Source organism: Halomonas meridiana (assembly GCF_009846525.1).
GTDB lineage: Bacteria > Pseudomonadota > Gammaproteobacteria > Pseudomonadales > Halomonadaceae > Vreelandella.
Map to the genome: position 1 here is coordinate 2,941,082 of NZ_CP024621.1, position 26,179 is coordinate 2,967,260.

Consider the following 26,179-nt stretch of genomic DNA (forward strand, 5'->3'; position numbering starts at 1 on the left):
GCGCTATAACCGTTCGAGGTAGGCAGTGCCGCCCAGGTTGCGCATCTGCTGACGAATCCACTGGCTGCGACGCTCGACCTGGGCGTCGGGACGGGAGGCACTGCGGGTGCGCGGACTCGGTAGAATGGCAGCCAAAAGGCTCGCCTGACGTTCGGTCAGCGCACTGCCTGAGGCACCGAAGTAGTGGCTGGCGGCCGCCTCCAGACCGAACACGCCGGTATCCCACTCGGCGACGTTGAGGTAGACCTCTAAGATCCGCTGTTTACCCCATAGCGTTTCGATCAGCAGCGTGAACCACGCCTCCAGCCCTTTGCGTATCCAGCTACGTCCACTCCACAAGAACACGTTTTTAGCCGTTTGCTGGCTCAAGGTACTGGCGCCACGCAGCCGCTCGCCGTCTCGGCTCGCTTCCCAGGCACGACGCATCTCGACGAAATCGAACCCGCGATGCTGGGGAAAACGCTGATCCTCGGCGGAGATCACCGCCAGCTTGGCATTGCTGGATAACTGCTCCCAACCACGCCACTGGCGCTGAATATCGATGGGCTCGCTGTTGATCCAGCTCTGCACTTTACGCTCGACCATCACCATGGAGCCAGGCGGGGGCACGAAGCGAAATAGCAGCACCAAGGCAACCGAGAGCACCACGAAGCCAAGCGCACCACGCCAGAGAAGACGCCATAACAGACGAAGAAAGCGGCGCAGCGCGCGATTGAGCATCTCGGAATCCTTAGCGTTTCATGAGGTGTTCCGCATGATAGCGCAAATGATCCTCGATGAACGAGGCGATGAAGAAGTAGCTATGATCGTACCCCGGCTGGCGACGCAGCGTCAGCGGATGGTCGTGCTCGTCACACACGGCTTCCAGGCGCTCCGGCATGAGTTGCTCCTCCAAGAACTGATCCGCTTCGCCCTGGTCGATGAACAGCCGCTGGCGGGACGCCCCGTTGGCTACTAACTCGCAGGCATCGTACTGGCGCCAGCGCGACTGGTCGTCGCCCAAGTAGCTGGTAAAGGCTTTTTGGCCCCAAGGGCAATTCATCGGGTTCACGATAGGCGCAAAGGCGGAGACCGAGCGGAACCGACCCGGATGGCGCAGGGCAAGAATGAGCGCGCCGTGACCGCCCATGGAGTGGCCGCTGATCGATTCGCGCCCGTTGACGGGAAAGTGCTGGCGCACGACCGAGGGCAGCTCTTCGATCACGTAGTCGTACATACGGTAGTGCGACTTCCACGGCGCCTGGGTGGCATTCACGTAGAAGCCCGCCCCAGAGCCGAGATCGTAACTATCGTGCTCGCCGGGAAGATCGGTGCCACGCGGGCTGGTATCCGGACAGACAATCGCCACGCCTAATTCGGCGGCAATTCGGTGCGCGCCGGCCTTCTGCATGAAGTTTTCGTCGTTGCAGGTCAGGCCCGATAGCCACCACAGCAGCGGCACGCGCTCGTTTTCCGCTTGCGGCGGCAGGTACACGGCGAACACCATGTCGCAGTCCAGCGCCCGGGAGTAGTGGCGGTAGCGCTTATGCCAGCCGCCGCAGCTGCGGTTGGCCGACACCAGTTCTAAAGTTTCACTCATGCTCATGGGGCAGGCTCCTTAGAAGATGAAAACGCGGCGGGTTTCCCCTACCGCGTTCGTTTACCCGGTTTCTTAAGCTCGATGATACTCAGTAATGCAGCACGGTACGAATGCTCTTGCCCGCGTGCAGCAGGTCGAAGGCTTCGTTAATCTTCTCGAACGGCATATCGTGGGTAATGAAGTCGTCGATGTTGAGCTCGCCGTTCATGTAGCGCTCCACGTAGCCCGGCAGCTCGCTGCGGCCCTTCACGCCGCCAAAGGCGGAGCCTTTCCACACGCGGCCAGTAACTAGCTGGAACGGACGTGTGGAGATCTCTTCGCCAGCGCCTGCCACGCCGATGATGATCGATTCCCCCCAGCCCTTGTGGCAGCACTCTAGCGCCGAGCGCATGACGTTGACGTTACCGATACACTCGAAGGAGTAGTCGACGCCGCCATCGGTCATATCGACGATAACCTGCTGGATCGGGTCGCTGTAATCTTTCGGGTTGACGAAGTCCGTCGCGCCAAACTGCTTGGCCAGGGCGAATTTATCCGGATTGACGTCGATCGCGATGATCTTGGACGCTTTAGCCATCACTGCGCCCTGAATGACCGCCAACCCAATGGCGCCCAACCCAAACACGGCAATGGTCGACCCCGGCTCTACTTTGGCGGTGTTCAAGACGGCACCGATACCGGTGGTCACGCCGCAGCCTAGCAGACAGATTTTGTCCATGGGCGCTTCTTTGGACACCACCGCCAGCGACACCTCCGGCAGCACCGTGTACTCGCTGAACGTCGAGGTGCCCATGTAGTGATGCAGCATCTTGCCGTCTAGCGAGAAGCGCGACGTGCCGTCTGGCATGACGCCTTTACCCTGTGTGGCACGTACGCTGCCACACAGGTTGGTTTTACCCGAGAGGCAGAATTTACACTTGCCGCACTCGGCGGTGTAAAGCGGGATGACGTGGTCACCCGGCTTTACGCTGGTAACGCCTTCCCCCACTTCTTGAACGACACCAGCGCCTTCATGGCCGAGTACCGCTGGGAAGTTACCTTCTGGGTCAGCGCCGGAGAGCGTATAGGCATCGGTGTGGCACACGCTGGTGGCGGCCATTTTGACCAGCACTTCTCCAGCCTTCGGACCTTCTACATCGATCTCCACCAGCTCGAGTGGCTTACCCGCTTCGAGCGCAACTGCCGCACGTGATTTCATGGTCACTCCTATGGATTCGCAGTGGGCGAGCACGCCGCGACGTGCTCGTCTAAAAAGGGGGTGAGTTACTCGCTATCGCCAGAGACCGGCCCAAACTCGATGGGCAGCCAGCGGTAGCCTTCCTCGTCTTCGACGATATGACCAATGCCCGGGAACGGCATGTGAGCACCGGCCACCCAGTGCTTCTCATCGACCGCACTCTCTAGCACGGCTTCACGGGTGCGCACCGCCTGCTCGGGGTCGGAATCGAACTCGATGGCAACGCTGGGGTCGGCAAACTGCACGCCATAGCTGTGGACGACATCGCCCCAGACCAACATGGCGTCGTCGTCACTGTTGAGCATAAAGCTCGCATGGCCCGGCGTATGACCGTGCGTATCCTGCGCGACGATACCCATCAGCAGCTCATCGCCCGGTGCAAAGGGGCTGAATTGGCCAGCCTCTTGATAGGGCGCCACGGCCTCTTGTGCCATGGTAAAGAAGGCACGCTCCTCCTTTGGAAGCGCTTGGGAGCGCTCTTCGTCCAACCAGAAGTCAGCGTCGCCTTGGCTGGCGCGCAGCTCGGCATTGGGGTAGACCGCCTCACCGTTCTCATCCACCAAACCGCACACATGGTCGGGGTGCAGGTGGGTCATCAAGATCGTATCGACCTGTTCCGGTGCATAGCCCGACGCGCGTAAATTCTGCTCGACTTGGCCCAGAGTGGGACCAAAGCACGCCGCCGACCCGGCATCCACCAGCACCAAGTTCTCACCGGTATGAAGCAAAAAGGCGTTCACGGCGGTTTGCATGCCGCTTTCGGCATCGATGAACAGCGCGTTGAGATGGCGCAGGATCTCATCCTGCTCCATGCCTTTCAGCAGCGACGTGTCCAGCGTGGTGTGGCCATCGTACAAAGCTGTCACCTCGACATCGCCCACCATCATACGGAACCAGCCCGGCGCCTGCTCTTGCTGCTGGGCAGGCACCTCGGCCTGAGCGGCAGCGACCCAGGCGGTGCTGATAGCAGCCACCAAAGCACGACGAGACCAGCGTGACGAGATCATCGACATAAGCAAGACACTCCATGGATACGCGAAAGAGACTAGCAGTGTAGGTCAGCTAGGCGAGAGGGATAAAGCGGGATACACTCACAAGATTATTGCTACTGAGCAACAACCCATCCACTGAAGGGCGACGCATGCAGCGCTGGGATCGTATCGAAGCTTTCGTCGAGGTCGTCAGGCTGGGCACCTTTTCCGCCGCCGCTCGGCATCTGAAAGTCTCAACCTCGCACATCAGCCGTTTGGTGAGCCAACTCGAAAACCAGCTGGGTGTGCAGCTGCTCTACCGCACCACGCGGCAAATTCGTCTGACCGATGCAGGTGCGCTCTACGTGGAGCACTGTCGCCATCTATTCGATGGGCTGCGCGATGCCGAGCAGGCTATTAGCGAGCTTCAGGCCAGCCCCCACGGGCTGTTGAAACTCACCTCGGCCACGACCTTCGGCGAGCGCTACATCGCACCGCTGGTGAATGATTTTCAGCGCCTGCACCCCCAGTTGGAAGTGCATATGCACTTCACCAACCGGCCGGTCGAGCTGATCGAGGAGGGGTACGACATTGCCATCCGCATGGGCGTCCTCAAAGACTCTAGCCTGATCGCTCGGCGGCTCTGCGAGCGGCGGGAGTACGTGGTGGGGTCGAGCGCCTACTTTCGTCAGGCTCCCCGACCGCATACCCTTTCCGAACTGAGCCAACACCGCTGTCTGATCGGCTCTCGCCCTAATTGGCTCTTCGAAGTCAACGGCCAGCGTCGGGAAGTCAAGGTAGAAGGGTGTTGGAGCGGAAACTCCGGGCCTGCCCTTCTGGATGCGGCGCTAAAGGGGCTGGGGCTCGCTCAACTGCCGGATTACTACGTGGCACCTTACCTTGCCAGCGGCGAGTTGGTATCGGTGCTGGAACCGTTTCAGCACAACGATACGGCGGTTTGGGCGGTGTATCCTCGCCACCGCCATTTATCGCCTAAAATCCGCCAGCTGGTGGACTATTTGGTCGCCCATATCACCACCCTTCTGCCGGCTACCTAACACTCGATGGCGTTGACTGCGAGGCCGCCTTTCGAGGTCTCTTTGTACTTATCCTGCATGTCACGGCCGGTATCGCGCATGGTGCGAATCACTTTATCCAATGAGACGAAGTGGTCCCCGTCGCCGTGCAGTGCCATGCGCGCGGCGTTGATCGCCTTCACCGAGGCAATCGCATTGCGCTCGATACAGGGAACCTGCACGAGCCCTGCCACCGGGTCACAGGTCAGCCCCAAGTTATGCTCCAGGCCAATCTCGGCGGCATTCTCCACCTGCTTGGGCGTACCGCCCAACACTTCGGCGAGGCCCGCAGCGGCCATGGCACAGGCAGAGCCCACCTCCCCTTGGCAGCCCACTTCTGCGCCAGAAATGGAGGCGTTTTTTTTGCACAAAATGCCCATCGCGCCTGCCGCCAACAGAAAGTCCACGACATCGTCGTCGCAGGCGTCGGGCTCGAACTTTAGGTAATAGGCAAGGACGGCGGGCACGATGCCCGCTGCACCGTTGGTGGGCGCGGTCACCATGCGTTTACCAGCGGCGTTCTCCTCGTTCACTGCCAGGGCAAACAGGTTGACCCAGTCCATGACCGTAAAGCTGGTTACAATGAGGCGCTGATGGTCGGGCGGAGTGAGCAGTTGCTGGTGCAGCGAGTGAGCGCGACGGCGGACGTTCAAACCACCCGGAAGCCGCCCAGTGGCCTTCAAGCCGTTATCGATACTCTGGCGCATGGCGTGCCAAATCGTTAACAGCGTTTGGCGAATCGTGGCTTCACTACGCCACGCCTTCTCGTTTTCCAGCATTAGCGCGCTAATTCGCAGGCCGTGCTGCTGGCACAGCGCGAGCAGCTCATTGGCCGACTCGAACGGATACGGCAGCGCCGTTTTGTCCTCATCCAGCCCACCCCGGTCGGCGCAGGCTTGGTCCACGTAAAACCCGCCGCCAAGCGAATAATAGGTGTTCGTGCTGATCAGTGTATCGTCATGATACGCCGCCAGCACCATAGCGTTGGGGTGAAACGGCAAACAGGTGTCGTCCCACTCGATATCCCGCGCACGCTGAAACGTCAGCGACTGGCCGTGAGGCAGCGTCAGCGGCGTACCGTCATCCAGCGCGGCCAGCCGTGCGGCGATGGTATCCGGGTCGATCGCTTCCGGCGTTTCCCCCATCAACCCCATGACCACCGCGTTATCGGTACCGTGCCCCACCCCGGTAGCGGCCAGTGAGCCATGCAGCCTGACGACGAGACGAGTGATGTCCGGCGCAGTCAGCGCCATCACGAAATCCCTGGCTGCCCGCATGGGCCCCACGGTATGCGAACTGGATGGGCCGATACCAACCCGAAACAGATCAAACACGCTAATTGCCATAACGGTGCCCGCCCCTCAACGGTCCTACTGGGATAAACAGCGACCTGATACGTCGTCGCTTTGCATTTTCTCTCTTACCACCACTTTGCAGCGTTATCGTCTGCCCGTCGAGCCATCGACAGAAGGTTAGACGTGCGAGCACAGAAAAGTGACGATATAATGAACATTCATTCCTGAATGTTTACTCCCGTCGCTTCACCCCCCGATAAGGATGTTGGTATGTCATCGTCTCCCCCCTGGGCGATCAGTTTTCGCACCGCCCTGCTTCGTGCCACGCTCTATACGCTCGCCATTGGCGGTATTGCCCAAGGTGGCTACCTCGAAGTGCTTTACCTGCCAGACGTGCGCTATACCGAGCTTGGCTTTACCGAGTTCACGCAAACGATGGTGCTGGCGAGCTGCTGTGCGCTGCTGGTCTATATCCGCCAAGTATTGAACGTATGGCCTACGGTGACGCTGCTATTACTAGCGTTTATCGCAGCCTCCCTGGTGCGCGAACAGGACTACTTTTTGGACCACTATGTCGCCGAAAACACCTGGAAGTACCTCGTGGCACTGATCGTGTTACCCAGCCTTGCCTGGGTCATCCGGCATCGTCAGCGATTTCTGGATGAGTTTCGTTACTACAGCAATACGTTCGCTTTTGGCCTGTTTGCGGCAGGTGTTCTGGTCACCTATATCTTTTCTCGTCTGTACGGTCGCCAAGAATTCTGGCGCGCCGTGCTAGCCGAACACTATATCCGTGACTTCAAAGATATCGCCGAAGAGGCCATCGAGCTACTTGGCTACAGTTTGATTCTGTTCGCCACCATCGAGCTTCTCTTTCTAGCCCGACGCTTGCATCGCGCACGACTAACCCCCTAACCCTCGCTTCTTTATCGTTACTCAACGCCGCTGACTGACCGAGTCAGCGGCGTTTCATTTTTTACATCTCGCTATACGTAAAGCCATTTGCGCCTACTGCCCCATCAACGTAGTGTCGCGCGTAACACCTTAACAGGCATTTTTTGCTGAAAAATAACCTACCAACGATATAAACCTTATGACAAACCCACAAAATCGTGAAGAAAACCTGAAGCGCGGCGCATTTACCCGCTTCCTCGATAGCGTCGAGTGGCTGGGTAATCTACTCCCGCACCCGGTGACGCTGTTTGCCATTCTCTGTGTGTTAGTAGTGGTGGCTAGTGGCATCGCTGCTGCTCTGGGTGTTTCCGTGGCCGACCCACGCCCGGCTAACGAGGGCGAGTGGATCGCAGTGAACTCGCTCTTGAACGCGGAGGGGTTGCGCCGTCTCGTCACCGAGATGGTGACTAACTTCACCAGTTTTGCACCCTTGGGCACGGTACTAGTCGCCATGCTAGGGGTAGGCGTTGCCGAACACTCTGGCTTACTCTCCGCCAGCATGCGCGCGCTGGTGCTCAACCGCTCTCCCCGCATCGTGACCTATGCCGTGGTATTTGCGGGCATCATGTCGAACATGGCTGCCGAGCTTGGCTATGTCGTGCTCATTCCACTGGCGGCAATGATTTTCCACTCACTCGGTCGTCACCCGCTAGCGGGCTTGGCAGCGGCGTTTTGCGGCGTCTCTGGTGGTTACAGCGCGAACCTGCTGATCGGTACAGTCGACCCGCTGCTCTCGGGTATCACCCAGGAGGCTGCACGCCTGCTCGACCCTACCTACTCCGTTGGGGCTGAAGCCAACTGGTTCTTCATGTTTGCCAGCACGTTCTTCGTCACACTGATTGGCGGCTTGGTCACCGAGCGGATCGTCGAACCCAAGCTGGGTAAGTTCGATTCTGCCTACGCCGATAGCGATATCGATCAGAACCGGATGGAGGGCCTGAGCGCGACCGAAAAACGGGCGCTGAAGGGTACCGGCCTAGCCACGCTAGCGCTGATAGCGCTGGTCGCCGTGATGGTCGTGCCGGAGAGCGGCATTCTACGCAATCCAGAGACAGGGCTAGTAAGCGGCTCCCCCTTCCTGCGTGGTATTGTGGTCATCGTGGCGATTGCTTTCACCGTGCTGGGCTTTGTCTATGGCCGACTCGCGGGCACCATGCAAAACGATCGCGACATCGTCGATGCCATGGCCAAAAGCATGAGCAGCCTGGGGCTCTATATCGTGCTGGTGTTCTTTGCCGCTCAGTTCGTGGCGCTGTTCAACTGGAGCAACTTCGGCACCGTGACAGCCGTGGCGGGCGCTGACCTGCTGGACTCCCTTGGCTTGCGCGGCCCAGGCCTGTTTGCGCTGTTCATCCTCATGTGTGCCTTCGTCAACCTCTCGCTGGGCAGCGCCTCGGCGCAGTGGGCGGTCACTGCCCCCATCTTCGTGCCCATGCTGATGCTGATGGGCTACGCGCCCGAGGTCATTCAGGCGGCGTACCGGATCGGCGACTCCGTCACCAACTTGATTACACCGATGATGAGCTACTTTGGCCTGATTCTCGCGGTGGCGACCCGTTACCGTAACGACATGGGCATTGGCACGCTGGTGGCGCTCATGCTGCCTTATACGCTGTTCATGCTGATCGGTTGGAGTGTGCTGTTCTTTATCTGGGTGTTTATTCTTGGCCTGCCGGTTGGTCCAGGTTCTGCCACTTACTACACGCTCTAAGCTTTAAACGGCATAACATAAAAAGCCCGCCGTTCAGAGAACGGCGGGCTTTTCGATCTTCGTGGCGACTCTATTCACCACTTACTCTTCTCTACTCGCGGCTTTATTCGTCCAAGAACGAACGCAGCGGCTCTGAGCGGCTGGGGTGGCGCAGCTTGCGCAGCGCTTTGGCTTCGATCTGACGAATCCGCTCGCGGGTGACGTCGAACTGTTTGCCCACCTCTTCCAGCGTGTGGTCGGTATTCATGTCGATACCGAAACGCATCCGCAGGACTTTCGCTTCGCGGGCAGTCAAACCGCCCAGCACGTTGCGGGTCGCTTCGATCAAGCCTTCGCCGGTGGCCATATCGATCGGCAGCAGCATAGTGCCGTCTTCGATGAAGTCACCCAGGTGCGAATCGTCGTCATCACCAATCGGCGTCTCCATGGAGATCGGCTCTTTGGCGATCTTGAGCACCTTACGCACTTTGTCTTCCGGCATTTCCAGACGCTCGCCCAGCTCTTCCGGCGTCGGCTCGCGACCCATTTCCTGCAGCATCTGACGGGAGACGCGGTTGAGCTTGTTGATCGTCTCGATCATGTGGACCGGGATACGAATGGTCCGCGCCTGATCCGCAATCGAGCGAGTAATAGCCTGACGAATCCACCACGTCGCGTAGGTCGAGAACTTGTAGCCACGACGGTATTCGAACTTGTCTACCGCCTTCATCAAGCCGATGTTGCCTTCCTGGATCAGATCAAGGAATTGCAGGCCACGGTTGGTGTACTTCTTGGCAATCGAGATTACCAAGCGCAAGTTCGCCTCAACCATCTCTTTCTTGGCGCGACGAGCTTTCGCTTCACCAATCGACAGCTTGCGATTCACCTCTTTGAGGTCAGCCACCGAGAGCTGCACCATGTCCTCTTCGAAGGCAATCTTACGCTGAGAGCGGGCGATATCGGCACGCAGCGGCTCTAGGCGGTCAGCGTACTTGGGCTGCGCTTCTTGGAAGGCGTCCAGCCATGTCTGATCCGATTCGTGGCCCGGGAACGACTTGATAAACGTCTTGCGCGGTACCTTGGCTTTCTTGACGCACAGCTGCATGACCGCTTTTTCTTGGGCACGCACCTGTTCGACACTGATCCGCACTTGGCCAACCAGACGCTCGAAGTGTTTCGGCACCAGCTTGATCGGCGAAAACAGCTCGGCAAGACGCTCCTGCTCGAACTTCAGCTCGGCGCTGCCACGACCATGTTTGGCCAGCGCGGCTTCCACCGCCGCATTTTGCTCACGAATCTGTTCGAAGCGAGCCTTGGCCTCTTCAGGGTCTGGGCCGCCTTCGCTAGCGGTGGTGTCGTCCTCGTCGTCGTCCGCGTCGCTGTCGATATCGTCATCATCGCTCAGCTCGGTGTCGACTTCGGGCTCCGGCACCTCTGCTTCGGCAACCCCAGGAATACCTTCGTCAGGGTCGATAAAGCCAGAAAACAGATCCGATAGGCGCCCAGGGGCTTCTTCGTCCTGGGTGGCGTCGTAGGCTTCGAGGATCGAGGCCACCGCACCGGGCAGATACGCCAGTGCGGACATCACTTCCCGCGTGCCCTCTTCGATCCGTTTGGCGATCTCGATTTCGCCTTCACGGGTCAAAAGCTCTACCGTCCCCATTTCACGCATGTACATGCGTACGGGGTCGGTGGTGCGACCGACGTCGCTTTCCACGGCGGCGAGTGCCGCAACGGCCTCTTCCGCAGCGGACTCGTCCGTGGAGTGATCCGACATCATCAAAGTGTCTTCATCTGGCGCTTCTTCAACGACACTGATACCCATGTCGTTGATCATGCCAATGATGTCTTCCACTTGATCCGGGTCGGCGATATCCTCGGGTAGATGGTCGTTGACCTCGGCATAGGTCAGGTAGCCCTGTTCCTTGCCGCGCGCGATCAACTCCTTCAGACGTGACTGCTGCTGCGCATTTCCAGCCATAGAAACCCTATCTCGACGAAGAAGAATGAAACACCTGGGGCGCTGAATCGATTAAACTCAACAAGCCGAACAGTATAGCGTAAATAGCTGGATTTTTTCCAGCGAAACGTATTTGCGCGGTCATTCAGGTGTGTTAGGTTGTTCGGTTATGCCAGCGCCTGGCGACTAACCCTGTATGTGGTGCTGAAGCGTGGTAATTCAACCCCGTAGTGCGAATTGCTTTGGCTAACGGCCGTCATGTGCGCTGAATCAGCTCCATCATCAGGCTCGCCAACCGCTGCCGCTGCGCCTTATCCAGCTTCTGCCCCGAGCGCTCCAGCGCCAATAGCGCATCGTACTCTTCCTGGGGTGAGCGCTTACGCTGCTTCTCTATCAAGTGTTCAACCAAACCGCTGAGTTCTGCTTCCCGAGTGCTTTTGGGAATCAGCAGCTCGCGCTGGGCCAGTTCGGCCAATACCTGCCCTTCATGGCTGCCCTGGAAGTGCGCCAGCACCACCTGTGGACTGCGATAGCGTCCGGCACGCAGTAGTGCAATCAACTCGCGGCACAGCGGGGCCTCTTCACTACTATCTGGCAGCCAATCCAGCGTCTCGGGCAGCGCCGTTACCAAACGCGGCTCATGCAGCAGTAGCTGCACGATCCGGCCCACCGTTGATAGCGTTTGCAGCGTTGTCCCTTGGCGACGGCCGCGAGCAGCCGGGCGGGAGGAGGCTTGCTCTGCCAGCATGGGCTCAGGCGCTGTCTCGTCCACTGGCGCCCATTGGGGGCTCGCCTGAGCGGCAGCCGTGCGTTTCTCCAACAGTGTTTGGAGCTGCGACTGCGCCAGCCCGCTGCGTTTGGCCAGCGACTCGAGCAGCAGCGATTTCAGCATGCCGTCTGGCACTTTGTTCAGCGCCTCCAACACCTGACTGGCAAAGCGCTCGCGCCCTTCCACCGTATTCAAATCGCGCCCTTGGGCGGCCTGCTCGAAGAGGAACTCCGACAGCGGCATCGCGCAGGTAACGCGATTTTGAAACGCCTCGCTCCCCTCTCGCCGTACCAGCGAATCTGGATCGTCCCCGTCAGGCAGAAATAGAAAACGCGCCTCACGACCGTCGATCATTTGCGGCAGAGCGGTCTCCAGAGCGCGGCTTGCCGCCTGACGACCCGCCCGGTCACCGTCGAAGCAGAACACCACTCGGCTCACCAGACGAAACAGGCGGCTCAAGTGATCTTCCGTGGTCGCGGTACCCAAGGTAGCGACGGCGTTATGAATGCCGAATTGGGCCAGCGCCACCACATCCATATAGCCTTCGACCATCACCAGCTGCTCAAGTTTGCTGGACGCCTGGCGCGCCTCGTACAAACCGTATAGCTCTCGCCCCTTATGAAAGACAGGCGTTTCCGGTGAATTGAGGTATTTGGGCTGCTCATCGCCCATGACTCGGCCACCAAAGCCTAGCGTACGGCCACGCAAGTCGCGGATGGGAAACATTACCCGATCACGAAAGCGGTCATAGGTGCGCCCGGTATCTTCTCGATGGATCAGCAGCCCGTACTCGACTTGTACCGGCTCACCGATACCTTTTGCCGACAGGTGCTGTTTGAGCGCTTCCCAGCCACCCGGCGCATAACCAATACCGTAGGTGTCGATCACCTCCGGCGATAGACCGCGACCCTGCAGATAGCGCTGGGCACTCTGGCCCTCCTGCATTTTCAGCCGTTCACGATAGAAGCTGGCGGCCACTTCCAGCAGATTGACGCCCTCTTTACGCTTCTTCTCGCGCTGCTGGGCACGCGGGTCATCCACTCCCTCACGGGGTACGTCGAGCCCTAGACGTCCAGCCAACTGCTCTACCGCTTCGGGGAACGGCAGCTTGTCATACTCCATCAAAAAGCGCAGCGCGTTGCCGTGAGCGCCACAGCCAAAACAGTGATAAAACTGCTTGTCGGCACTCACCGTGAACGACGGCGTTTTTTCTTGATGGAAAGGACACAAACCGGAGAAGTTACGGCCCGCTTTTTTGAGCTGCACGCGCTCACCGACCACTTCCACCACGTCAACGCGGCCAAGCAGGTCGTCAATGAAACGCTGTGGAATTTGGCCTGCCATGAACTGCGGGCATCCTCGCGCGAAGCGCTTATGGGCGGGCCTAACGTCATCAGGCAACGCGCCTGATCACCTTAAACCGCGCAAAACACACATCACAGAACGAAAAACAAACGGCCACCTAGTGGCGGCCGCTTGGCATCCCTCTTGAGATAACCGGCTAACAGCGCAGGCTATCCCCAGGTACGGATCAATAGAGCCGTTCGAAACGCTTACGCTCACGCTGCAACTTCTTAGCGTGACGTTTTACGGCAGCTGCCGCTTTGCGCTTGCGCTCAGCAGTCGGCTTCTCGTAGTGCTCGCGACGACGTACTTCAGAGAGAACGCCAGCTTTTTCGCAAGAACGCTTGAAGCGACGCAGGGCGACGTCAAACGGCTCGTTATCACGTACTTTTACAGAAGGCATTAAGCACTCACCTACCTTAAGGAGTCTTGAGTTCGGATAGTACGCACACCGAACACGACGGTGTACGACCCAGTTTTACAGCGCACAGTAGTCTAGTCGTGGTTGGCGATCTTTGCAAATGCTTACGCCCCTTCACTGCCATAATGCTAAACTAGCCGGTTTCAAGCTTCTGCCTTACCACCTATACGAGTTCTTTTGCTATGCGCGTACTGGGCATTGAAACGTCTTGCGACGAAACCGGCGTCGCCATTTACGATACCGCGTTTACCGGTGGGCGCGGCCTGCTGGCCGATGCGCTGTATAGCCAAATCGCCATGCATGCGGAGTACGGCGGCGTCGTGCCGGAGCTGGCCTCCCGAGATCACACCCGCAAGTTGCTGCCGTTGATCGAGCAAGTACTAAAAGACGCCCAGCTCACCCGCCAAGACCTGGACGGTATCGCTTACACTGCCGGACCGGGCCTCGTCGGCGCCCTGATGGTGGGTGCCAGCACTGCCCACGGCATGGCCAAAGCGCTGAACATACCGGTGCTGGGCGTTCACCACATGGAGGGCCACCTGCTGGCCCCCATGCTGGAAGACGATGCCCCCGAATTCCCGTTCGTCGCTCTTCTGGTCTCGGGCGGTCATACCCAGTTGGTGGAGGTACAAGGATTAGGGCATTACCAACTGCTGGGTGAATCGGTGGATGACGCGGCAGGAGAAGCCTTCGACAAAGCCGCCAAGATGCTTGGCCTTGCCTATCCTGGCGGCCCGCTGGTGGCCAAACTCGCCGAACAGGGCGACCCGAAACGGTTTCGTTTTCCGCGCCCGATGACCGACCGTCCGGGCTTGGACTTCAGTTTCTCTGGTCTCAAAACCCATACGCTAACGGCGATTCGCCAGCTAGAAGCCGCAGGTGAGCTGGATGAACAGTCGAAAGCCGATATTGCACGGGCCTTTGAAGAGGCCGTGGTGGATACGCTGGTGATCAAATGTCGCCGTGCGCTCGATCAAACCGGCCTAAAGCGCATCGTGATGGCAGGTGGCGTGAGCGCCAACACCCGCCTGCGTGAACGGCTAGCGTTGGAGACTCAAAAGCGCCAAGCCCGCGCTTATTACCCTCGCGGGCGTTTTTGTACCGACAACGGCGCCATGATTGCCTATGTCGGGGCGCAGCGCTTGGCGGCAGGCGAGCGGGATGACAACGGCGTGATGCAGGCCACGCCCCGATGGCCGTTGGATACCTTGAACGCCCCCGATTAATCGCCGCGCCTACCCACGCAGGTGCGGCTCGTCCCCTCGGCGCAAGCGGCGAATATTGAGGCCGTGTCGAGCCAGCACCAGTAGGCTAAAGCCCCCTACGACACTCACGTAACCGGGAGCCAGCCAGAGGCACAGCAGCGGCGCCAGCAGCGCACAGGCAAGCGATGCCGCTGCGGCAGTGCGCAGCCGCCACGCAAGCAGCGTCCAACCGAGCGCCGTCAGCAGCGCCACGCTGGGCACCAGCACCAGCAGCACGCCAAACGCACTGGACACCGACTTTCCCCCGCGAAAGCCATACCAAAGGGGGTAGCTATGCCCCAGCAGCACGGCGAGCCCCACGACTCCCTGGAGCCATACCGGCAGCGTTAGCCACTTGGCCGCCAGCACTGCGGGCACGCCTTTTAGCGCATCCAGCAGCAGCGTGGCGGCGGCCAGTCGCGGGCCATACAGGCGCAGTACGTTGGAAAACCCTGGGTTGTAGGAGCCACAAAACCGAGGATCGTCGACACCTGCCCAGCGGCACACGCTCACTGCCGCCAGCCAACTGCCGCTCAAGTAGCCGATCACTATCCATATCATGGCCTGCCCACCCTGGCATTGGCGGCCAACGCCGCTGCCTTACTGTCGTTTCTGGTCATCCTCAAGTACAATCGCCCGCTTGTTGACCCTGGGGGAAGGCCTGTGGACCGCATTTTGATCGAAGCACTCACCGTAGACACCGTCATCGGTGTGTACGACTGGGAACGCACGATAACGCAATCGCTGAGCCTGGATCTATCGCTGGCAACGGACATTCGGCCCGCAGCCGCCACGGATGATTTACGCTTGACGCTGGATTATGCCGCGATCTGCCAACGAATCCAGCAGTTCGCCGACGAGCATCAGTTTGCCCTGGTGGAAACCTTCGCGGAGCGTCTCGCGGCCTGCTTGCAACATGAATTCCCGATTCGCTGGCTGCGCATGACCGTCCGCAAGCCCGGTGCCGTCCCTCAAGCGGCCAGCGTCGGACTGGAAATCACCCGCGGCACGCTGCCGGAGGCCACGCAGGACACGACGTTATGAATCTGGTGACCCTGAGCCTGGGCAGCAACATCGACCCCGACACCCATATCCGGCTCTGTCTGGATGCCCTGGAAGAGACGTTTGGCCCGCTGCAGATTTCGCGAATTTTTGAAAGCGAGCCGGTAGGCTTTAAAGATAGCCGTAACTTCTACAACCTGGTGGTCGCATTTTACAGTGATTGGTCGGTGAGCGACCTCCAAGCGTGGTCCAAAGCGCTCGAAATTGCCCACGGCCGAACGCCAGACATGAAGAAGTGCAGCCCCCGCGCGCTGGATATCGATTTACTGACCGTCGGCGATGCCTGCGGGATCATCGATGATGTCACCCTGCCCCGCGGGGAGATCACCCGCAATGCCTTCGTGCTTCAGCCACTGGCCGAGCTACTACCCAACACGCGTCACCCCGCCTGCCACACCTCCTATGCCACGCTTTGGAAACGCTTCGCGTTGGGCGACCAGCGCCTTTGGCCCATTGATTTTCACTGGCGGGGCCGCTGGATTTCCCAAGCCGACCCGCAGCTTCGTGCGGCCATAGCGCGCTAGTGCGACGCCCTTTCGCCTAGCGCACCTGCCACCGCCCTCTGGCGATACTGGCGCAGCGCATCTCCCAAAGCGGCACCACGGTACCCTTCACCGAGCAGCGCCTGGGGGCTCACTGCCTGGGCTGCCTGCCATGCCGCCTCCAGCAGGGCTTGGTACTCAGGAGCCAAACGGCCGACGAGCTGCAACTGCGCAGCGACTTGCGCAGGTTTGCGCCAGCCATCCAAGCGCTCCAACCAGTGCAGCACTCGCTCATCGTTGAGCGGTGCATCGAGCAGCGCTGTCGTCAGCGCGGTATGGCGAGCTAACTGCGCCACCGCGTTGGGCAGCCGCAGCCTGCCCGCTAACGCGTCGCGCTGCTCGTCACTGAGCACCGAGACCAGCAGCGCATAGCGCCAGTGGGCAAGCGCGGGTGAAGAGGTCTCAGGCGCGCTGGCTAGCGCGTCGAGGGCAGCGGCCAAGGTGTCGTCATCGTCAAGTTCCGGCCACCAAGTGGCGAGCGCCTGGCACTCGTTTAGCGTCGTGAAATAGCGCTCTGGATTGGGTTCTCCCAGCGCTTTTTCGGTCTCTACCCACACTCGCTCTGCGGCTAGGTGGCCAAGTTCGCCGCTGCCGCTGACGTGGCGCATCAGCGCGTGGGTGTCTGGGGCGATGGTAAAGCCCAGATGCGCATAGCGGGCTAAAAAGCGCGCAGTGCGCAGCACCCGCAGCGGATCTTCGCTGAAGGCAGGCGATACGTGGCGTAAAAGTCGCTGCCGGATATCCTGCTGGCCGTGAAACGGGTCCGTCAGTTCCCCCTCGGGCCCCTGGGCAATGGCATTGATCGTCAAGTCACGCCGGGAGAGATCCTCCTCCAGCGTTACATCCGGGCTGGCATACACTTCGAACCCCCCGTAGCCGTGCCCGGATTTCCGCTCGGTGCGCGCCAGTGCATACTCTTCTGAGGTATGGGGATGCAAAAAAACTGGAAAGTCGCGACCTACGGGCTTGAAGCCCCGCTGGCGCATGTCGTCCGGCGTTGCTCCCACCACGACCCAGTCGTGATCGACCACCGGCCAGCCCAGCAGCGCATCCCGCACCGCGCCGCCTACGCGGTATACCGACAACCCTTGGGTGAGCGCATCCTGTTGAAACACTTAACGACCTCCTTGCTGGCTAGGGACGCGGGTGCGCTCGCCGGTCTCCAAGTTCATCGCCGTCAAGGCCCCGCCCCATACGCAGCCGGTATCCAATCCCTCGACGTTGACCTTGGCGTGGGGAGTGCGCCCTTCCAGCGCGGCCCAGTGGCCAAACAGAAGGCGCAGATCATCCTGGCGTGGAAACTGAAACCAGGGAGCGAACCCTTCAGGGGCGCTATCGAGTCCCTCTTTGGCCGCAAAATCGAGGCGCTCCTCGGCGTCGATGAAGCGCATCCGGGTCAACACATTGACGATACAGCGCAGGCGATCCATACCTTCCAAGTCGTCCCGAAAACGGTCCGGCTGATTGCCGAAAAGCTGGCTTAAAAATGCGCCTGAGTGCTCGCTTTGCAGCGCCGACTGCACTTCACCGCTTAGCGTCAGCGCCTGTTCGGCACTCCAACTGGGCAGCAGTCCGGCATGGGCCATAAGCGTATTGCCCTCATGCACGACCAGGGGCTGGCTCTGCAGCCAATCCAGCAGCGACTCCCGCTGGGAGGAGGCCAGAATATCGTCCAAGGTATCATTCTTTTTCAACTTGCCGCCCCCACGAGCCACCACCAGCAGGTGAAAATCGTGGTTCCCCAGCACGCAGCGCACGGCGCTACCGAGGGCCTGAGCTTCTTGCAAGCAGGCAAGCGAACCGGGGCCTCGATTGATCACATCGCCCACCAGCCAGAGCGTGTCGTGGGTGGGGCTGAAATTCACAGCGTCCAGTAGGCGAACAAACTCGGCATGGCAGCCGTGCAGGTCGCCTATGACATAGGTACTCATGGGCATTCCCGACTAACAGAGTTCAGTGCAGTTGACGCGGCACCGCCAAACGAAACGGCGCAATGGGCACATCGAAGGCGCGCTGCGTGTAAGTATTGAGTAGCGTATAGGCACCTTCCATCACCCCGACCGGCGTTTGCAGAATCGCCCGACTGGTGTAGCGAAAACGCTGACCAGGGCCAATCAGCGGCTGCTGGCCCACCACGCCTTTGCCACGCACCTCTTGGCTATCGCCGCTGCCTTGAGTGATCTTCCAGTAACGCGCCATTAGCTGCACGCTGTGCGGGCTTTGATTATGGACCGTTACGGTGTAGCTAAACACGTAGCGGGATTCGCTGTCGCTCGACTCTGCATCACGAAATTCGGGCGTGACGCTGACCTCGATCTCCAAGCCACTCACGCCTCGTCGCCCCCCTGGTTGCCGTCGTCCGCAGTGGCCGCCTCGTTGGCCGCGACCTGATTGGCGATGGTGACGTACTCCGCCACCGTCAGGGTTTGCGGGCGTCGCGCCGGGTCGATGCCCAACGCTTCCAGCGTCTCGGCGCTGACTCGCCCTTTCAGGTTATTGCGCAGGGTCTTACGCCGCTGCCCAAAGGCCAGCTTGACCAGTTCGAACAGCAGGGCCGGATCATCGGCGGTGTGGGGCAGATGTTCATGGGGCGTGAGACGCACGATCGCGGAGTCCACCTTCGGGCGCGGCACGAAGGCCTCCGGCGGTACGATGAACAGCTGGTCCACTTGGCAGTAGTACTGCGCCATCACCGACAGGCGCCCCCAGTCGGTGCTACCCGGCTCGGCGGCCAGGCGCTCCACCACCTCTTTTTGCAGCATGAAGTGCATATCGGCAATGGCGTTACCCATGCTTAGAAGGTGCACGATCAGCGGTGTCGAGATGTTGTAAGGCAGGTTGCCCACCACCCTCAGCGCCGGGCCATCGCCCTTGAGCTCGGCAAAATCGAACTTCAGCGCGTCGCCTTCATGAATCACGAACTCAGGGTAGTTAAAAAACTGCACCCGCAGGCCTGGAATCAGATCACGGTCCAGCTCGATCACCTCCAGCTTCCCCGCCGCTTCCAGCAGCGGCGCCGTCAGTGCACCTTGCCCGGGGCCAATTTCGACGAGACGGTCGCCTTCGCGTGGCCCGATGGCGCGGACGATACGCGAAATGATGCCGAGGTCACGCAGAAAGTTTTGACCGAAGCGTTTACGAGCACGGTGCTGCTGAGGCACTTGAGACATCTAACAGTGTTCCTTGGAGGGTTGATTCATGAAGCGGCCAGGGAGCTGGCACGCTGAGCAGCAAGGCGCTGCGCGAGGGCAAGCGCGACGCCCAGACTATTGGGGTCGGCAGTACCATGGCCCGCCAAATCCAGCGCGGTGCCGTGGTCCACCGAGGTACGCACCAGCGGCAGCCCCAGGGTAATGTTCGCGGCCTGACCAAAGCCGGCGTATTTTAGCACTGCCAAGCCCTGGTCGTGGTACATCGCCAGCACCGCATCGACTCCGGCTAGGTGACGCGGGGTGAACAGCGTATCGGCAGGCAGCGGCCCTTGGATATCCAGCCCGTCGGCACGCAGCGCGTCGAGGGCAGGAATAATAATATCCAGCTCTTCGCGCCCCAAATGCCCCTCTTCCCCCGCATGGGGGTTGAGGCCGCATACCGCAATGCACGGATGCGAGATGCCGAATTGGCGCCGCAGGTCAGCGGCCAGTAAGCGGCTGATCTGGGTGACCCGCTCAAACGTGATGGCATCGGCCACGTCACGCAGCGGCAGGTGAGTCGTCACCAGCGCCACGCGCAAATCGCCGCTGCCTTGCCACAGCGGGTTCTTGGCATGCAGCGCGGCATCGGTCGCCAGCAGCATCACTACGTCATCCACGCCGCAGGCATCGCGCAGCCACTCGGTATGGCCGGTGAAGTGGGGAAAGCCCCCTTCGATGATGACCCCTTTATGTAGCGGCGCGGTGACCATCGCCGCGGCCTGCCCTGCTTGGCAGGCGTCTACGGCGATTTGCAGTGTCTCCAACACGTAGCTGGCATTGGCAGGATTGAGCACCCCAGGCGTGGCAGGCGCGCGCAGTGCGGCGGGCCACACCACCAAACGCCCTGGAGAGGATATATCCAAGCTACCCGGCGCGGCCTCGACGACCTCTACGGCCAGCCCGAGCAGCTCGGCGCGCTGGCGCAGCATCTGCGGGTCACCCACCGCCACCGTGTTGGCTAATTGCCCACGAGCGGCCAGCATCAGCGTCAGCTCTGGCCCGATGCCCGCAGGCTCACCGGTGGTTAACAGCAGCGGCCGCGTCATTAGAGACGAATATCCACGAAGGCCTGTTCGCGAATTTCACGCTGCCAGGTTTGCAGCTCTTCGTTGGCACGACGCTGGAAAATCGCTTGGCGCACCTGCTCACGACGGCTCTCTTCGGTCACGTCCTGGCGGCGACGCTCCAGCACTTCGATGACGTGATAGCCGAACTGAGAGCGTACTGGCTCGGAGAGCTGGTTCGGGCTGAGAGACGTCATGGCTTCTTCGAACGCAGGCACCGTTTGGCCAGGGCGCACCCAGCCCAGGTCGCCGCCGTTCATGGCGCTACCACGGTCGTCGCTGTACTCGCGGGCCACCGACGCGAAGTCTGCGCCCTGCTGCAAACGCTGGCGAGCCTCTTCTGCGCGGGCGCGGGCTTGGTTCTCGTTACGCGTAGGCGTCAGCTCCACCAGCACGTGGCGGGCACGGGTCTCTTCGATAAACGCCTGCCCCTGCTGCTGGCTTGGCTGCTGGCTCAGGAAACGCTCCACATCGCGGTCGGAAACCGTGACGCGCTGGCTAATCTGGCGCTGCTGTACCTGGCGCATCAGCATTTCGCGGCGTACGTCTTCGCGCACGTCGGCCAGGGTAATGCCGTCGGCTTCTACCGCATCGGCAAACTGGTCCAACGTCATGTTGTTGGATTCGGCAATGCTGCGCAGCTGGCGGTTGAGTTCGGTGTCATCCACGCTCAGGTTGGCTTGGCGGGCCATCTGCAGCTGGATTTCATCCATGACCATGCGCTCCAGCACCTGCTGGGCCAGCTGATTACGCGGCGGCAAATTGCCGCCCTGAGCCGCTGCTTGCTGCTCCACCTGGGCAATGCGGTCATCCAACTCACTGCGCATGATGACGCCATCATTGACGACTGCGACGACGCTATCCAACTGCTGACGCTGGGCCGACTCGAAATTTTGCGCATGAACGGTCAGCGGAACCAGCGCCGCACCCGTGCCCAGGCAGAGCACCATCAGGCTGCCTGCGGACAGCTGGGTGGCTCGTTTCTTCAGCGCGCAGCTCAGCAAGGTCTTTCTGATCATCATAAAAAGTCTCTTTCAGTCGCTATTTTAAAGTGGTCGTTCATAGGGGCGTAGGGCGGTAGCCGGGAATCGCCTGTTCAAAGTAGCCGTCGGCCTCTTGACCCACGCCACCTAGACCACGAAACACGAAGCGCAAAAATAGCCCGCGGTCGTTGAAGTCATCGCCAACCCGCGCCGTATCGTTGTCGTCGATCCATTCACGCCATACCAGCTGTACGCCGTAGCAGCAGTCGTTCCACTGCAGGCCCGCGAGCTGTTCCAGGGGGCGGTTGTTGGTTTGATCGTGCAGGTAGCGGCCAATCAAATCAATCCTTGGGCTCGCTTTCCACGCCAGCGAGAGATCCCACTCTTCGCGGCTGTAGTCGCGGAAACCGTCGTCGCCCGGCACCACGCTCGGATCGAACCCTTCGATCTCCCAACGGTAGCCAAGGTTCACTACGTGCCCTTCCGGATGACGGTAGCGAACGTCCACGCTAGAGCGCTCGGTCTGTTCACGCTCGTCATCGTAGAGCCATTCGTAGCCCGTACTCCAGCGATCCGATATTTGCCAATCCAGGCGAGTGACCAGCGGGGAGCGGTCACGGGTGGCCTGATAGCGGCTTTCCGGATTCACCGAAGGGTCTTCACTGGGGCGCGCTGGCAGCGTGTCCGGATCGCCTTCGCTATCGATGCGCCGCTCGGAGAAGTAGTAGCTCTGGCCGACACCAAAGGTCAGACGATCACGCCCGGCACTATCTTCGATCAACCGTGATTCGACACCGAGCGATACGCGATTGAGATCCCCCACGCGGTCAGCCCCCGAGAAACGGTGCGGCGACCAGAGCTGATCCCATGAAAACGCCCGTTCACGGCTATCGAAATCGGGCAGCTGAGTCTGGTCGGTGCGCGGTACGTAGGCGTAGTTCACGCGGGGTTCGAGGGTTTGGCGATAATCGCGCCCGCCAAGCTCCAGTTCACGCTCGAAGACAAGGCCGCTGTCGATGGAGGTGATCGCGACGCTGCGCGAAGGCGATGTGGTGCGATCGGTCACTCGGTCGCCGTAATCCAGCTCGTAAGCCGTGTGCCAAAGCTCGGTGCGGGGTTCGATATAGCCCCAGGGCTGCTCGTAACGCCAGCCCACCGCCGGTGTGAGGTGCAGGCGCGACCCAATGGCCGCCTCACGTTCCGGCACCCGCCGCTCGTCCACATCGCGCCAGAAATAGGTGGCGTTGGAGCGCCACTGCGTATAGAGGCCGTTGCCTAGCTGCCAATCGGAGTTGGCGGTCAGGCTAGGCAGGCGGTAAAACGGGCGATCGGTGTCGCTGAGCGGGTCTTCCAGGCGCTGAAAGCCCTGGGCCCGCGCATCGAGCTGCCAGCGTTCGCCGCGGTAATCGACCTGGGCCAGACGCTCCATACTGACCCGGTCGCTGTTGCCGAACTCGCCACCAAAGTCATCGAAGTAGCGCCCGTCGCTGGCCGCGCCGTAGCGCAGCCGGTAGTCGCTGCGCGGCGTGAGCCGTCCTGCATGCTGGGCGTCGATGTACCAGCGGTCGTCCCCCTCGAAGCGGTTATCACCGTTATTGGTGCCGCCGTCGCTATCGAGGTAGCCGCCCTCCACCAAGCCCTGACTCTCTTCGAGCAGGTAGCGGTATTCCCCATTGAGCAGCAGCCCCCGGTCCGACATCCAGCGGGGGGTAATCGTGGCGTCTTGATTCGGCGCAATGTTCCAGTAGAACGGCTGCGTATAATCGAAGCCATCGCTTGAGAAGCTCACTGACGGCGAGAGCAGCCCCGTATGACGGCGATCATCGATGGGGAAACGCAGCCACGGCCAGTAAAATACCGGGACGTCTTTGACTTCCAGCCGCGCGTGGCGGGCAGTGCCGAATCCTGCCGCCTGATCGAGACGAATGTCGCTACCTACCAACTGCCAACTGTTAGCACCGGGGTCGCAGGTCGTGAAGGTGGCTTCCTGCAGACGGTACTGCTCCTCTCCGGTCTGTTGCAGCTCACGCGCCTGCCCACGCAGGTGCTGCTCGTAGAGCACATAGTGGCTGTTACGTAGCGAGGCGCGATCTTCGTTCAGCATCAACGTGGCGTGTTCGCCGCGCACGAGGGCTTGACCATCGCGAATGGCGAGGTTGCCCTCGGCATCTACCCGCTGGCGATCTGCCGGGAGAAAGACGCGTTCGGCCTCTAGCTCGGTATTGCCCCGGCGCAGTACCACATCGCCACGCAGCAGGGCTTCACCGTCAGCGGCGTAGTCCACCTCTTCGGTTTCGACCGAAAGCGTTTCCGGGTTCTGTTCCGCTGGCAAGCGGTAGCCGGGCATCACATAGCGCCCCCGGCATAGCTGTTGCGGCGCTTCGTCTTGGCTCCAGGCCTGCCAGTCCAGCGCCTCTGCGGGCAGGGTTCGGTCCTGCGCCACCGCTGAAAACGAGGCGCCAGCGAGCAAACTGCCCAGCAGCGTATGCGCAACCGGTACGGTGCGCGAGATTCGCTTGCCCATGTTCGTTATCCTTGGCATCCAGAATCGGTATTATACAGCCCGCATGATGCCCGACCAGCAAGGAGCTTGCATGTCCTCTTCTCGGATCGACGCCCTCACTCAGTGGGCGGCGCAACAACACGGCCTTGATCACGCCACTCTTCGCCTCTCTGCTGCGGGCGGTGACGCCAGTTTTAGGCGCTATTTTCGACTAACGCTGCCGGATGGCAACACGCAAATCGTCATGGATGCACCGCCGGATCAGGAGGATTCCACGCCGTTTGTGGCCATAGGCCAGCGCTGGCATGCCGCCGGACTGCCGGTGCCCGCCATTCACGCCTGTGATCTGGACGCCGGCTTTTTGCTGCTGGATGATCTGGGCGATACGCCCCTGCAAGCCACCTTTACCGACCCGGCGCGCACGGAGGAGCACCACCACGCCGCGCTGTCGCTGATTGCCGAATTGCAAAACCGCGCCAACCCAGCCGCCCTGCCCGCCTACGACGCCGCCCTACTTGGCCGGGAGCTGGATCTTTTTCCCGAATGGTGCCTGGGCCGCTGGCTGTCGCTGCCGGTTCCGGATAGCTGGGAGGCGCTCCGCTGCGCATTGATCGAGCGCGCCCTGGAACAACCGGTGGTGAGCGTTCATCGTGATTTCGATGCGATGAACCTGATGCTCCACCAGCAAACGCTTTACATGATCGATTTTCAGGACGCCGTGGCAGGTCCGCTCAGCTACGACGTTATTTCGCTACTGCGAGGCCGCTACTGCCGTTTCAGCCCTGACCAGTTTGCCACATTTGTGAGCACCTTCTATCAGCAAGCCCGGCAAGAGGGTCGTTTGACCCGCTCGGTGAGCGAGGCCGCCTTTTTGGCCCAGTGCCACGCAATGGCCGCTCAGCGCTCGCTGAAAGTGTTGGGCATTTTTTGCCGGTTGACCCTGCGTGACAGCAAACAGGGCTACCTGGCCCGCCTGCCACACTTTTTAACCCACTTGGACGATAGCTTGGTAGCCCTACCCGAGCACGGTGACTTTGCCGACTGGGTCCGCGGGGTACTGCGCCCGGCCATTCTCCAGCGACTGGAGGCATCAGCGCCATGAAAGCGATGATCCTGGCGGCGGGCTTAGGCAAACGGATGCGCCCACTCACCGACCACTGCCCGAAACCGCTGCTGCCCGTGGCAGACAAGCCGCTGATCGTCCATCATCTGGAGCGCTTGAAGCGTGCGGGTATCGAGGAGGTGGTGATCAACGTGAGCTACCGCGCCGAGCAGATCATGGCCGCGCTGGGCGACGGCTCTGCCCACCAACTGCGCATTCACTGGAGCCAGGAGGCTAGCCCGCTCGAGACCGGCGGCGGCATTCAGAAAGCGCTGCCTCTGCTGGGCGAAGCGCCGTTTCTACTGATCAATGGCGATGTATGGTGCGACTACCTACCCAGTGCTGCCACGCTGGCAGAGGGCGACCTCGCCCACTTGATCCTCGTGGATAACCCTAACCACCACCCTGGCGGCGATTTTGCGCTCGACCGGGGCCGCGTTACGCAGACGGGCGAGTCACGCCTGACCTACTCGGGTATTAGCGTTCTGCGCCCTGACCTCGTCGCAAAAGAGCCACCAGGAGCGTTTGCACTGGCTCCGCTACTGAAGCGCGCCATGGCCGAACAGCGCGTCAGCGGTGAACATTACTGCGGCCACTGGGTCGATGTTGGCACCCCAGAACGGCTCACCGAACTGGAGCAGCACTTGGCTCAGGTTTGACCGCCATGACCAGCGCACGATGAAGCCGTGCGCTGTCGCCTAGAAATGTTATGCTGCGCGACTTACCTTTCGTCGCCAAGATGAGGAGAGCAACGTGAAAGCACGGGTAAAATGGACCGATGGTCGTCAGTTCGTCGCAGAATCGGGTAGCGGACACAGCGTTGTGATCGATGGCCCGCCCGACCACGGCGGTCGTAACACTGGCCCACGGCCGATGGAAATGCTGTTGATGGGCATGGGTAGCTGCACTGCCTTCGATATCTTAAACATCCTCGACAAAGCCCGCGCCGATGTCACCGACTGCGTGGCAGAGCTGGACGCCGAGCGCGCCGATGAGGTGCCGTCCGTGTTCACCAAGATCCACGTGCACTTCGTGGTGACGGGGCGTGGCTTGAAAGAGAAGCAGGTACAGCGGGCCGTGGAGCTCTCGGCAGAGAAGTACTGCAGCGCCTCGATCATGCTCGTCAACGGCGGCGTTGAGATTACCCACTCTTTCGAGATCGTCGACGCTTGAGCCCCACGCTGCGACA

General features: G+C 60.7%; 25 protein-coding genes. 9 read left to right on the forward strand and 16 right to left on the reverse strand.

Annotated features, from left to right (window positions below):
* Positions 1 to 3: 3 nt before the first annotated feature.
* The 4 genes from mtgA to CTT34_RS14050 all read right to left on the reverse strand — a co-directional run bounded on the left by mtgA (position 4) and on the right by CTT34_RS14050 (position 3,829).
* Positions 4 to 720 carry a monofunctional biosynthetic peptidoglycan transglycosylase gene (gene mtgA, locus CTT34_RS14035; RefSeq protein ID WP_159342981.1) on the reverse strand — a complete coding sequence of 239 codons (717 nt, stop codon included), beginning with the start codon at positions 718 to 720 and terminating at the stop codon, positions 4 to 6.
* Positions 721 to 730: 10 nt separating this feature from the next.
* On the reverse strand, positions 731 to 1,585 hold the full coding sequence (fghA, locus tag CTT34_RS14040) for an S-formylglutathione hydrolase (protein ID WP_159342982.1): 855 nt from the start codon (positions 1,583 to 1,585) through the stop codon (positions 731 to 733).
* An 82-nt stretch (positions 1,586 to 1,667) separates the two neighbouring features.
* Positions 1,668 to 2,777: an S-(hydroxymethyl)glutathione dehydrogenase/class III alcohol dehydrogenase gene (locus CTT34_RS14045; protein ID WP_159342983.1), complete on the reverse strand. Its 1,110-nt coding sequence runs from the start codon at positions 2,775 to 2,777 to the stop codon at positions 1,668 to 1,670.
* Positions 2,778 to 2,842: 65 nt separating this feature from the next.
* Positions 2,843 to 3,829, reverse strand: coding sequence for an MBL fold metallo-hydrolase (locus CTT34_RS14050; RefSeq protein ID WP_159342984.1), 987 nt, complete (start codon positions 3,827 to 3,829; stop codon positions 2,843 to 2,845).
* Between the two features lie 128 nt (positions 3,830 to 3,957).
* On the opposite strand from CTT34_RS14050, the gene CTT34_RS14055 reads away from it, so the two are divergent.
* Complete coding sequence (locus CTT34_RS14055; protein WP_159342985.1) at positions 3,958 to 4,845, forward strand: LysR family transcriptional regulator; 888 nt, start codon at positions 3,958 to 3,960, stop codon at positions 4,843 to 4,845.
* On the opposite strand, the gene CTT34_RS14060 is transcribed toward CTT34_RS14055, so the two are convergent.
* Positions 4,842 to 6,209: an L-serine ammonia-lyase gene (locus tag CTT34_RS14060; RefSeq protein WP_159342986.1), complete on the reverse strand. Its 1,368-nt coding sequence runs from the start codon at positions 6,207 to 6,209 to the stop codon at positions 4,842 to 4,844. The genes CTT34_RS14055 and CTT34_RS14060 overlap by 4 nt on opposite strands.
* A 219-nt stretch (positions 6,210 to 6,428) precedes the next feature.
* On the opposite strand from CTT34_RS14060, the gene CTT34_RS14065 reads away from it, so the two are divergent.
* Both CTT34_RS14065 and CTT34_RS14070 read left to right on the forward strand, forming a co-directional pair.
* Positions 6,429 to 7,073 (forward strand): hypothetical protein, encoded by a 645-nt coding sequence (locus tag CTT34_RS14065; RefSeq protein ID WP_159342987.1) that lies wholly within the window; start codon positions 6,429 to 6,431, stop codon positions 7,071 to 7,073.
* Between the two features lie 178 nt (positions 7,074 to 7,251).
* Positions 7,252 to 8,823, forward strand: a complete 1,572-nt coding sequence (locus CTT34_RS14070) for an AbgT family transporter (protein WP_159342988.1) — start codon at positions 7,252 to 7,254, stop codon at positions 8,821 to 8,823.
* A 103-nt stretch (positions 8,824 to 8,926) separates the two neighbouring features.
* Here the strand turns inward: CTT34_RS14070 and rpoD are convergent, their stop codons facing one another.
* From rpoD to rpsU, 3 genes are all read right to left on the reverse strand, one after another.
* A complete protein-coding gene (gene rpoD / locus CTT34_RS14075) occupies positions 8,927 to 10,783 on the reverse strand; it encodes an RNA polymerase sigma factor RpoD (RefSeq protein ID WP_159342989.1) in 1,857 nt (618 codons plus the stop codon).
* 235 nt (positions 10,784 to 11,018) lie between these two features.
* Positions 11,019 to 12,875, reverse strand: coding sequence for a DNA primase (gene dnaG, locus CTT34_RS14080; RefSeq protein WP_159342990.1), 1,857 nt, complete (start codon positions 12,873 to 12,875; stop codon positions 11,019 to 11,021).
* 187 nt (positions 12,876 to 13,062) lie between these two features.
* Positions 13,063 to 13,278, reverse strand: coding sequence for a 30S ribosomal protein S21 (gene rpsU, locus CTT34_RS14085; RefSeq protein WP_016416934.1), 216 nt, complete (start codon positions 13,276 to 13,278; stop codon positions 13,063 to 13,065).
* Between the two features lie 200 nt (positions 13,279 to 13,478).
* Here rpsU and tsaD point away from each other — a divergent pair, with 200 nt between their 5' ends.
* Positions 13,479 to 14,522: a tRNA (adenosine(37)-N6)-threonylcarbamoyltransferase complex transferase subunit TsaD gene (gene tsaD, locus CTT34_RS14090; protein WP_159342991.1), complete on the forward strand. Its 1,044-nt coding sequence runs from the start codon at positions 13,479 to 13,481 to the stop codon at positions 14,520 to 14,522.
* A 9-nt stretch (positions 14,523 to 14,531) separates the two neighbouring features.
* Here tsaD and CTT34_RS14095 read toward each other — a convergent pair whose 3' ends face one another.
* Positions 14,532 to 15,101: a glycerol-3-phosphate acyltransferase gene (locus tag CTT34_RS14095; RefSeq protein ID WP_159342992.1), complete on the reverse strand. Its 570-nt coding sequence runs from the start codon at positions 15,099 to 15,101 to the stop codon at positions 14,532 to 14,534.
* 102 nt (positions 15,102 to 15,203) lie between these two features.
* Here CTT34_RS14095 and folB point away from each other — a divergent pair, with 102 nt between their 5' ends.
* Together folB and folK are read left to right on the forward strand one after the other, a co-directional pair.
* Complete coding sequence (gene folB / locus CTT34_RS14100; protein WP_159342993.1) at positions 15,204 to 15,584, forward strand: dihydroneopterin aldolase; 381 nt, start codon at positions 15,204 to 15,206, stop codon at positions 15,582 to 15,584.
* Positions 15,581 to 16,126, forward strand: a complete 546-nt coding sequence (gene folK, locus CTT34_RS14105) for a 2-amino-4-hydroxy-6-hydroxymethyldihydropteridine diphosphokinase (protein WP_159342994.1) — start codon at positions 15,581 to 15,583, stop codon at positions 16,124 to 16,126. The genes folB and folK overlap by 4 nt, the downstream gene beginning before the upstream one ends.
* Here the strand turns inward: folK and CTT34_RS14110 are convergent.
* From CTT34_RS14110 to CTT34_RS14140, 7 genes are read right to left on the reverse strand one after another with little or no spacing between them, the layout of a single operon-like run.
* Positions 16,123 to 17,259, reverse strand: a complete 1,137-nt coding sequence (locus CTT34_RS14110; protein ID WP_159342995.1) for a tRNA nucleotidyltransferase/poly(A) polymerase-related protein — start codon at positions 17,257 to 17,259, stop codon at positions 16,123 to 16,125. The two genes, folK and CTT34_RS14110, sit on opposite strands and share 4 nt — an antisense overlap.
* Positions 17,260 to 18,075, reverse strand: coding sequence for a symmetrical bis(5'-nucleosyl)-tetraphosphatase (locus CTT34_RS14115; protein ID WP_159342996.1), 816 nt, complete (start codon positions 18,073 to 18,075; stop codon positions 17,260 to 17,262).
* Positions 18,076 to 18,097: 22 nt separating this feature from the next.
* Complete coding sequence (gene apaG / locus CTT34_RS14120) at positions 18,098 to 18,475, reverse strand: Co2+/Mg2+ efflux protein ApaG (protein ID WP_139526510.1); 378 nt, start codon at positions 18,473 to 18,475, stop codon at positions 18,098 to 18,100.
* The gene (rsmA, locus tag CTT34_RS14125) at positions 18,472 to 19,314 is read right to left on the reverse strand and encodes a 16S rRNA (adenine(1518)-N(6)/adenine(1519)-N(6))-dimethyltransferase RsmA (protein ID WP_159342997.1); all 843 of its coding nucleotides are present in this window, start codon (positions 19,312 to 19,314) and stop codon (positions 18,472 to 18,474) included. The genes apaG and rsmA overlap by 4 nt, the downstream gene beginning before the upstream one ends.
* Positions 19,315 to 19,340: 26 nt before the next feature.
* The gene (pdxA, locus tag CTT34_RS14130) at positions 19,341 to 20,384 is read right to left on the reverse strand and encodes a 4-hydroxythreonine-4-phosphate dehydrogenase PdxA (RefSeq protein WP_159342998.1); all 1,044 of its coding nucleotides are present in this window, start codon (positions 20,382 to 20,384) and stop codon (positions 19,341 to 19,343) included.
* On the reverse strand, positions 20,384 to 21,424 hold the full coding sequence (locus tag CTT34_RS14135; RefSeq protein WP_159342999.1) for a peptidylprolyl isomerase: 1,041 nt from the start codon (positions 21,422 to 21,424) through the stop codon (positions 20,384 to 20,386). The genes pdxA and CTT34_RS14135 overlap by 1 nt, the downstream gene beginning before the upstream one ends.
* A gap of 37 nt (positions 21,425 to 21,461) precedes the next feature.
* Complete coding sequence (locus CTT34_RS14140; RefSeq protein WP_159343000.1) at positions 21,462 to 23,909, reverse strand: LPS-assembly protein LptD; 2,448 nt, start codon at positions 23,907 to 23,909, stop codon at positions 21,462 to 21,464.
* 70 nt (positions 23,910 to 23,979) lie between these two features.
* Between CTT34_RS14140 and CTT34_RS14145 the strand changes: the two genes are divergently transcribed.
* The 3 genes from CTT34_RS14145 (at position 23,980) to CTT34_RS14155 (ending at position 26,163) form a co-directional block, all read left to right on the forward strand.
* Positions 23,980 to 24,990, forward strand: coding sequence for an aminoglycoside phosphotransferase family protein (locus tag CTT34_RS14145; RefSeq protein WP_159343001.1), 1,011 nt, complete (start codon positions 23,980 to 23,982; stop codon positions 24,988 to 24,990).
* Positions 24,987 to 25,649 (forward strand): N-acetylmuramate alpha-1-phosphate uridylyltransferase MurU, encoded by a 663-nt coding sequence (gene murU / locus CTT34_RS14150; RefSeq protein WP_159343002.1) that lies wholly within the window; start codon positions 24,987 to 24,989, stop codon positions 25,647 to 25,649. The genes CTT34_RS14145 and murU overlap by 4 nt, the downstream gene beginning before the upstream one ends.
* 94 nt (positions 25,650 to 25,743) lie before the next feature.
* Complete coding sequence (locus tag CTT34_RS14155) at positions 25,744 to 26,163, forward strand: OsmC family protein (RefSeq protein WP_159343003.1); 420 nt, start codon at positions 25,744 to 25,746, stop codon at positions 26,161 to 26,163.
* The last annotated feature ends 16 nt before the right edge of the window (positions 26,164 to 26,179 follow it).

Coding starts and splice junctions, on each gene's coding strand:
- mtgA (WP_159342981.1), bottom strand. CDS start 720: ATGCTCAATCGCGCGCTGCGCCGCTTTCTTCGTCTGTTATGGCGTCTT.
- fghA (WP_159342982.1), bottom strand. CDS start 1,585: ATGAGCATGAGTGAAACTTTAGAACTGGTGTCGGCCAACCGCAGCTGC.
- CTT34_RS14045 (WP_159342983.1), bottom strand. CDS start 2,777: ATGAAATCACGTGCGGCAGTTGCGCTCGAAGCGGGTAAGCCACTCGAG.
- CTT34_RS14050 (WP_159342984.1), bottom strand. CDS start 3,829: ATGTCGATGATCTCGTCACGCTGGTCTCGTCGTGCTTTGGTGGCTGCT.
- CTT34_RS14055 (WP_159342985.1), top strand. CDS start 3,958: ATGCAGCGCTGGGATCGTATCGAAGCTTTCGTCGAGGTCGTCAGGCTG.
- CTT34_RS14060 (WP_159342986.1), bottom strand. CDS start 6,209: ATGGCAATTAGCGTGTTTGATCTGTTTCGGGTTGGTATCGGCCCATCC.
- CTT34_RS14065 (WP_159342987.1), top strand. CDS start 6,429: ATGTCATCGTCTCCCCCCTGGGCGATCAGTTTTCGCACCGCCCTGCTT.
- CTT34_RS14070 (WP_159342988.1), top strand. CDS start 7,252: ATGACAAACCCACAAAATCGTGAAGAAAACCTGAAGCGCGGCGCATTT.
- rpoD (WP_159342989.1), bottom strand. CDS start 10,783: ATGGCTGGAAATGCGCAGCAGCAGTCACGTCTGAAGGAGTTGATCGCG.
- dnaG (WP_159342990.1), bottom strand. CDS start 12,875: ATGGCAGGCCAAATTCCACAGCGTTTCATTGACGACCTGCTTGGCCGC.
- rpsU (WP_016416934.1), bottom strand. CDS start 13,278: ATGCCTTCTGTAAAAGTACGTGATAACGAGCCGTTTGACGTCGCCCTG.
- tsaD (WP_159342991.1), top strand. CDS start 13,479: ATGCGCGTACTGGGCATTGAAACGTCTTGCGACGAAACCGGCGTCGCC.
- CTT34_RS14095 (WP_159342992.1), bottom strand. CDS start 15,101: ATGATATGGATAGTGATCGGCTACTTGAGCGGCAGTTGGCTGGCGGCA.
- folK (WP_159342994.1), top strand. CDS start 15,581: ATGAATCTGGTGACCCTGAGCCTGGGCAGCAACATCGACCCCGACACC.
- CTT34_RS14115 (WP_159342996.1), bottom strand. CDS start 18,075: ATGAGTACCTATGTCATAGGCGACCTGCACGGCTGCCATGCCGAGTTT.
- rsmA (WP_159342997.1), bottom strand. CDS start 19,314: ATGTCTCAAGTGCCTCAGCAGCACCGTGCTCGTAAACGCTTCGGTCAA.
- pdxA (WP_159342998.1), bottom strand. CDS start 20,384: ATGACGCGGCCGCTGCTGTTAACCACCGGTGAGCCTGCGGGCATCGGG.
- CTT34_RS14135 (WP_159342999.1), bottom strand. CDS start 21,424: ATGATGATCAGAAAGACCTTGCTGAGCTGCGCGCTGAAGAAACGAGCC.
- CTT34_RS14140 (WP_159343000.1), bottom strand. CDS start 23,909: ATGGGCAAGCGAATCTCGCGCACCGTACCGGTTGCGCATACGCTGCTG.
- CTT34_RS14145 (WP_159343001.1), top strand. CDS start 23,980: ATGTCCTCTTCTCGGATCGACGCCCTCACTCAGTGGGCGGCGCAACAA.
- murU (WP_159343002.1), top strand. CDS start 24,987: ATGAAAGCGATGATCCTGGCGGCGGGCTTAGGCAAACGGATGCGCCCA.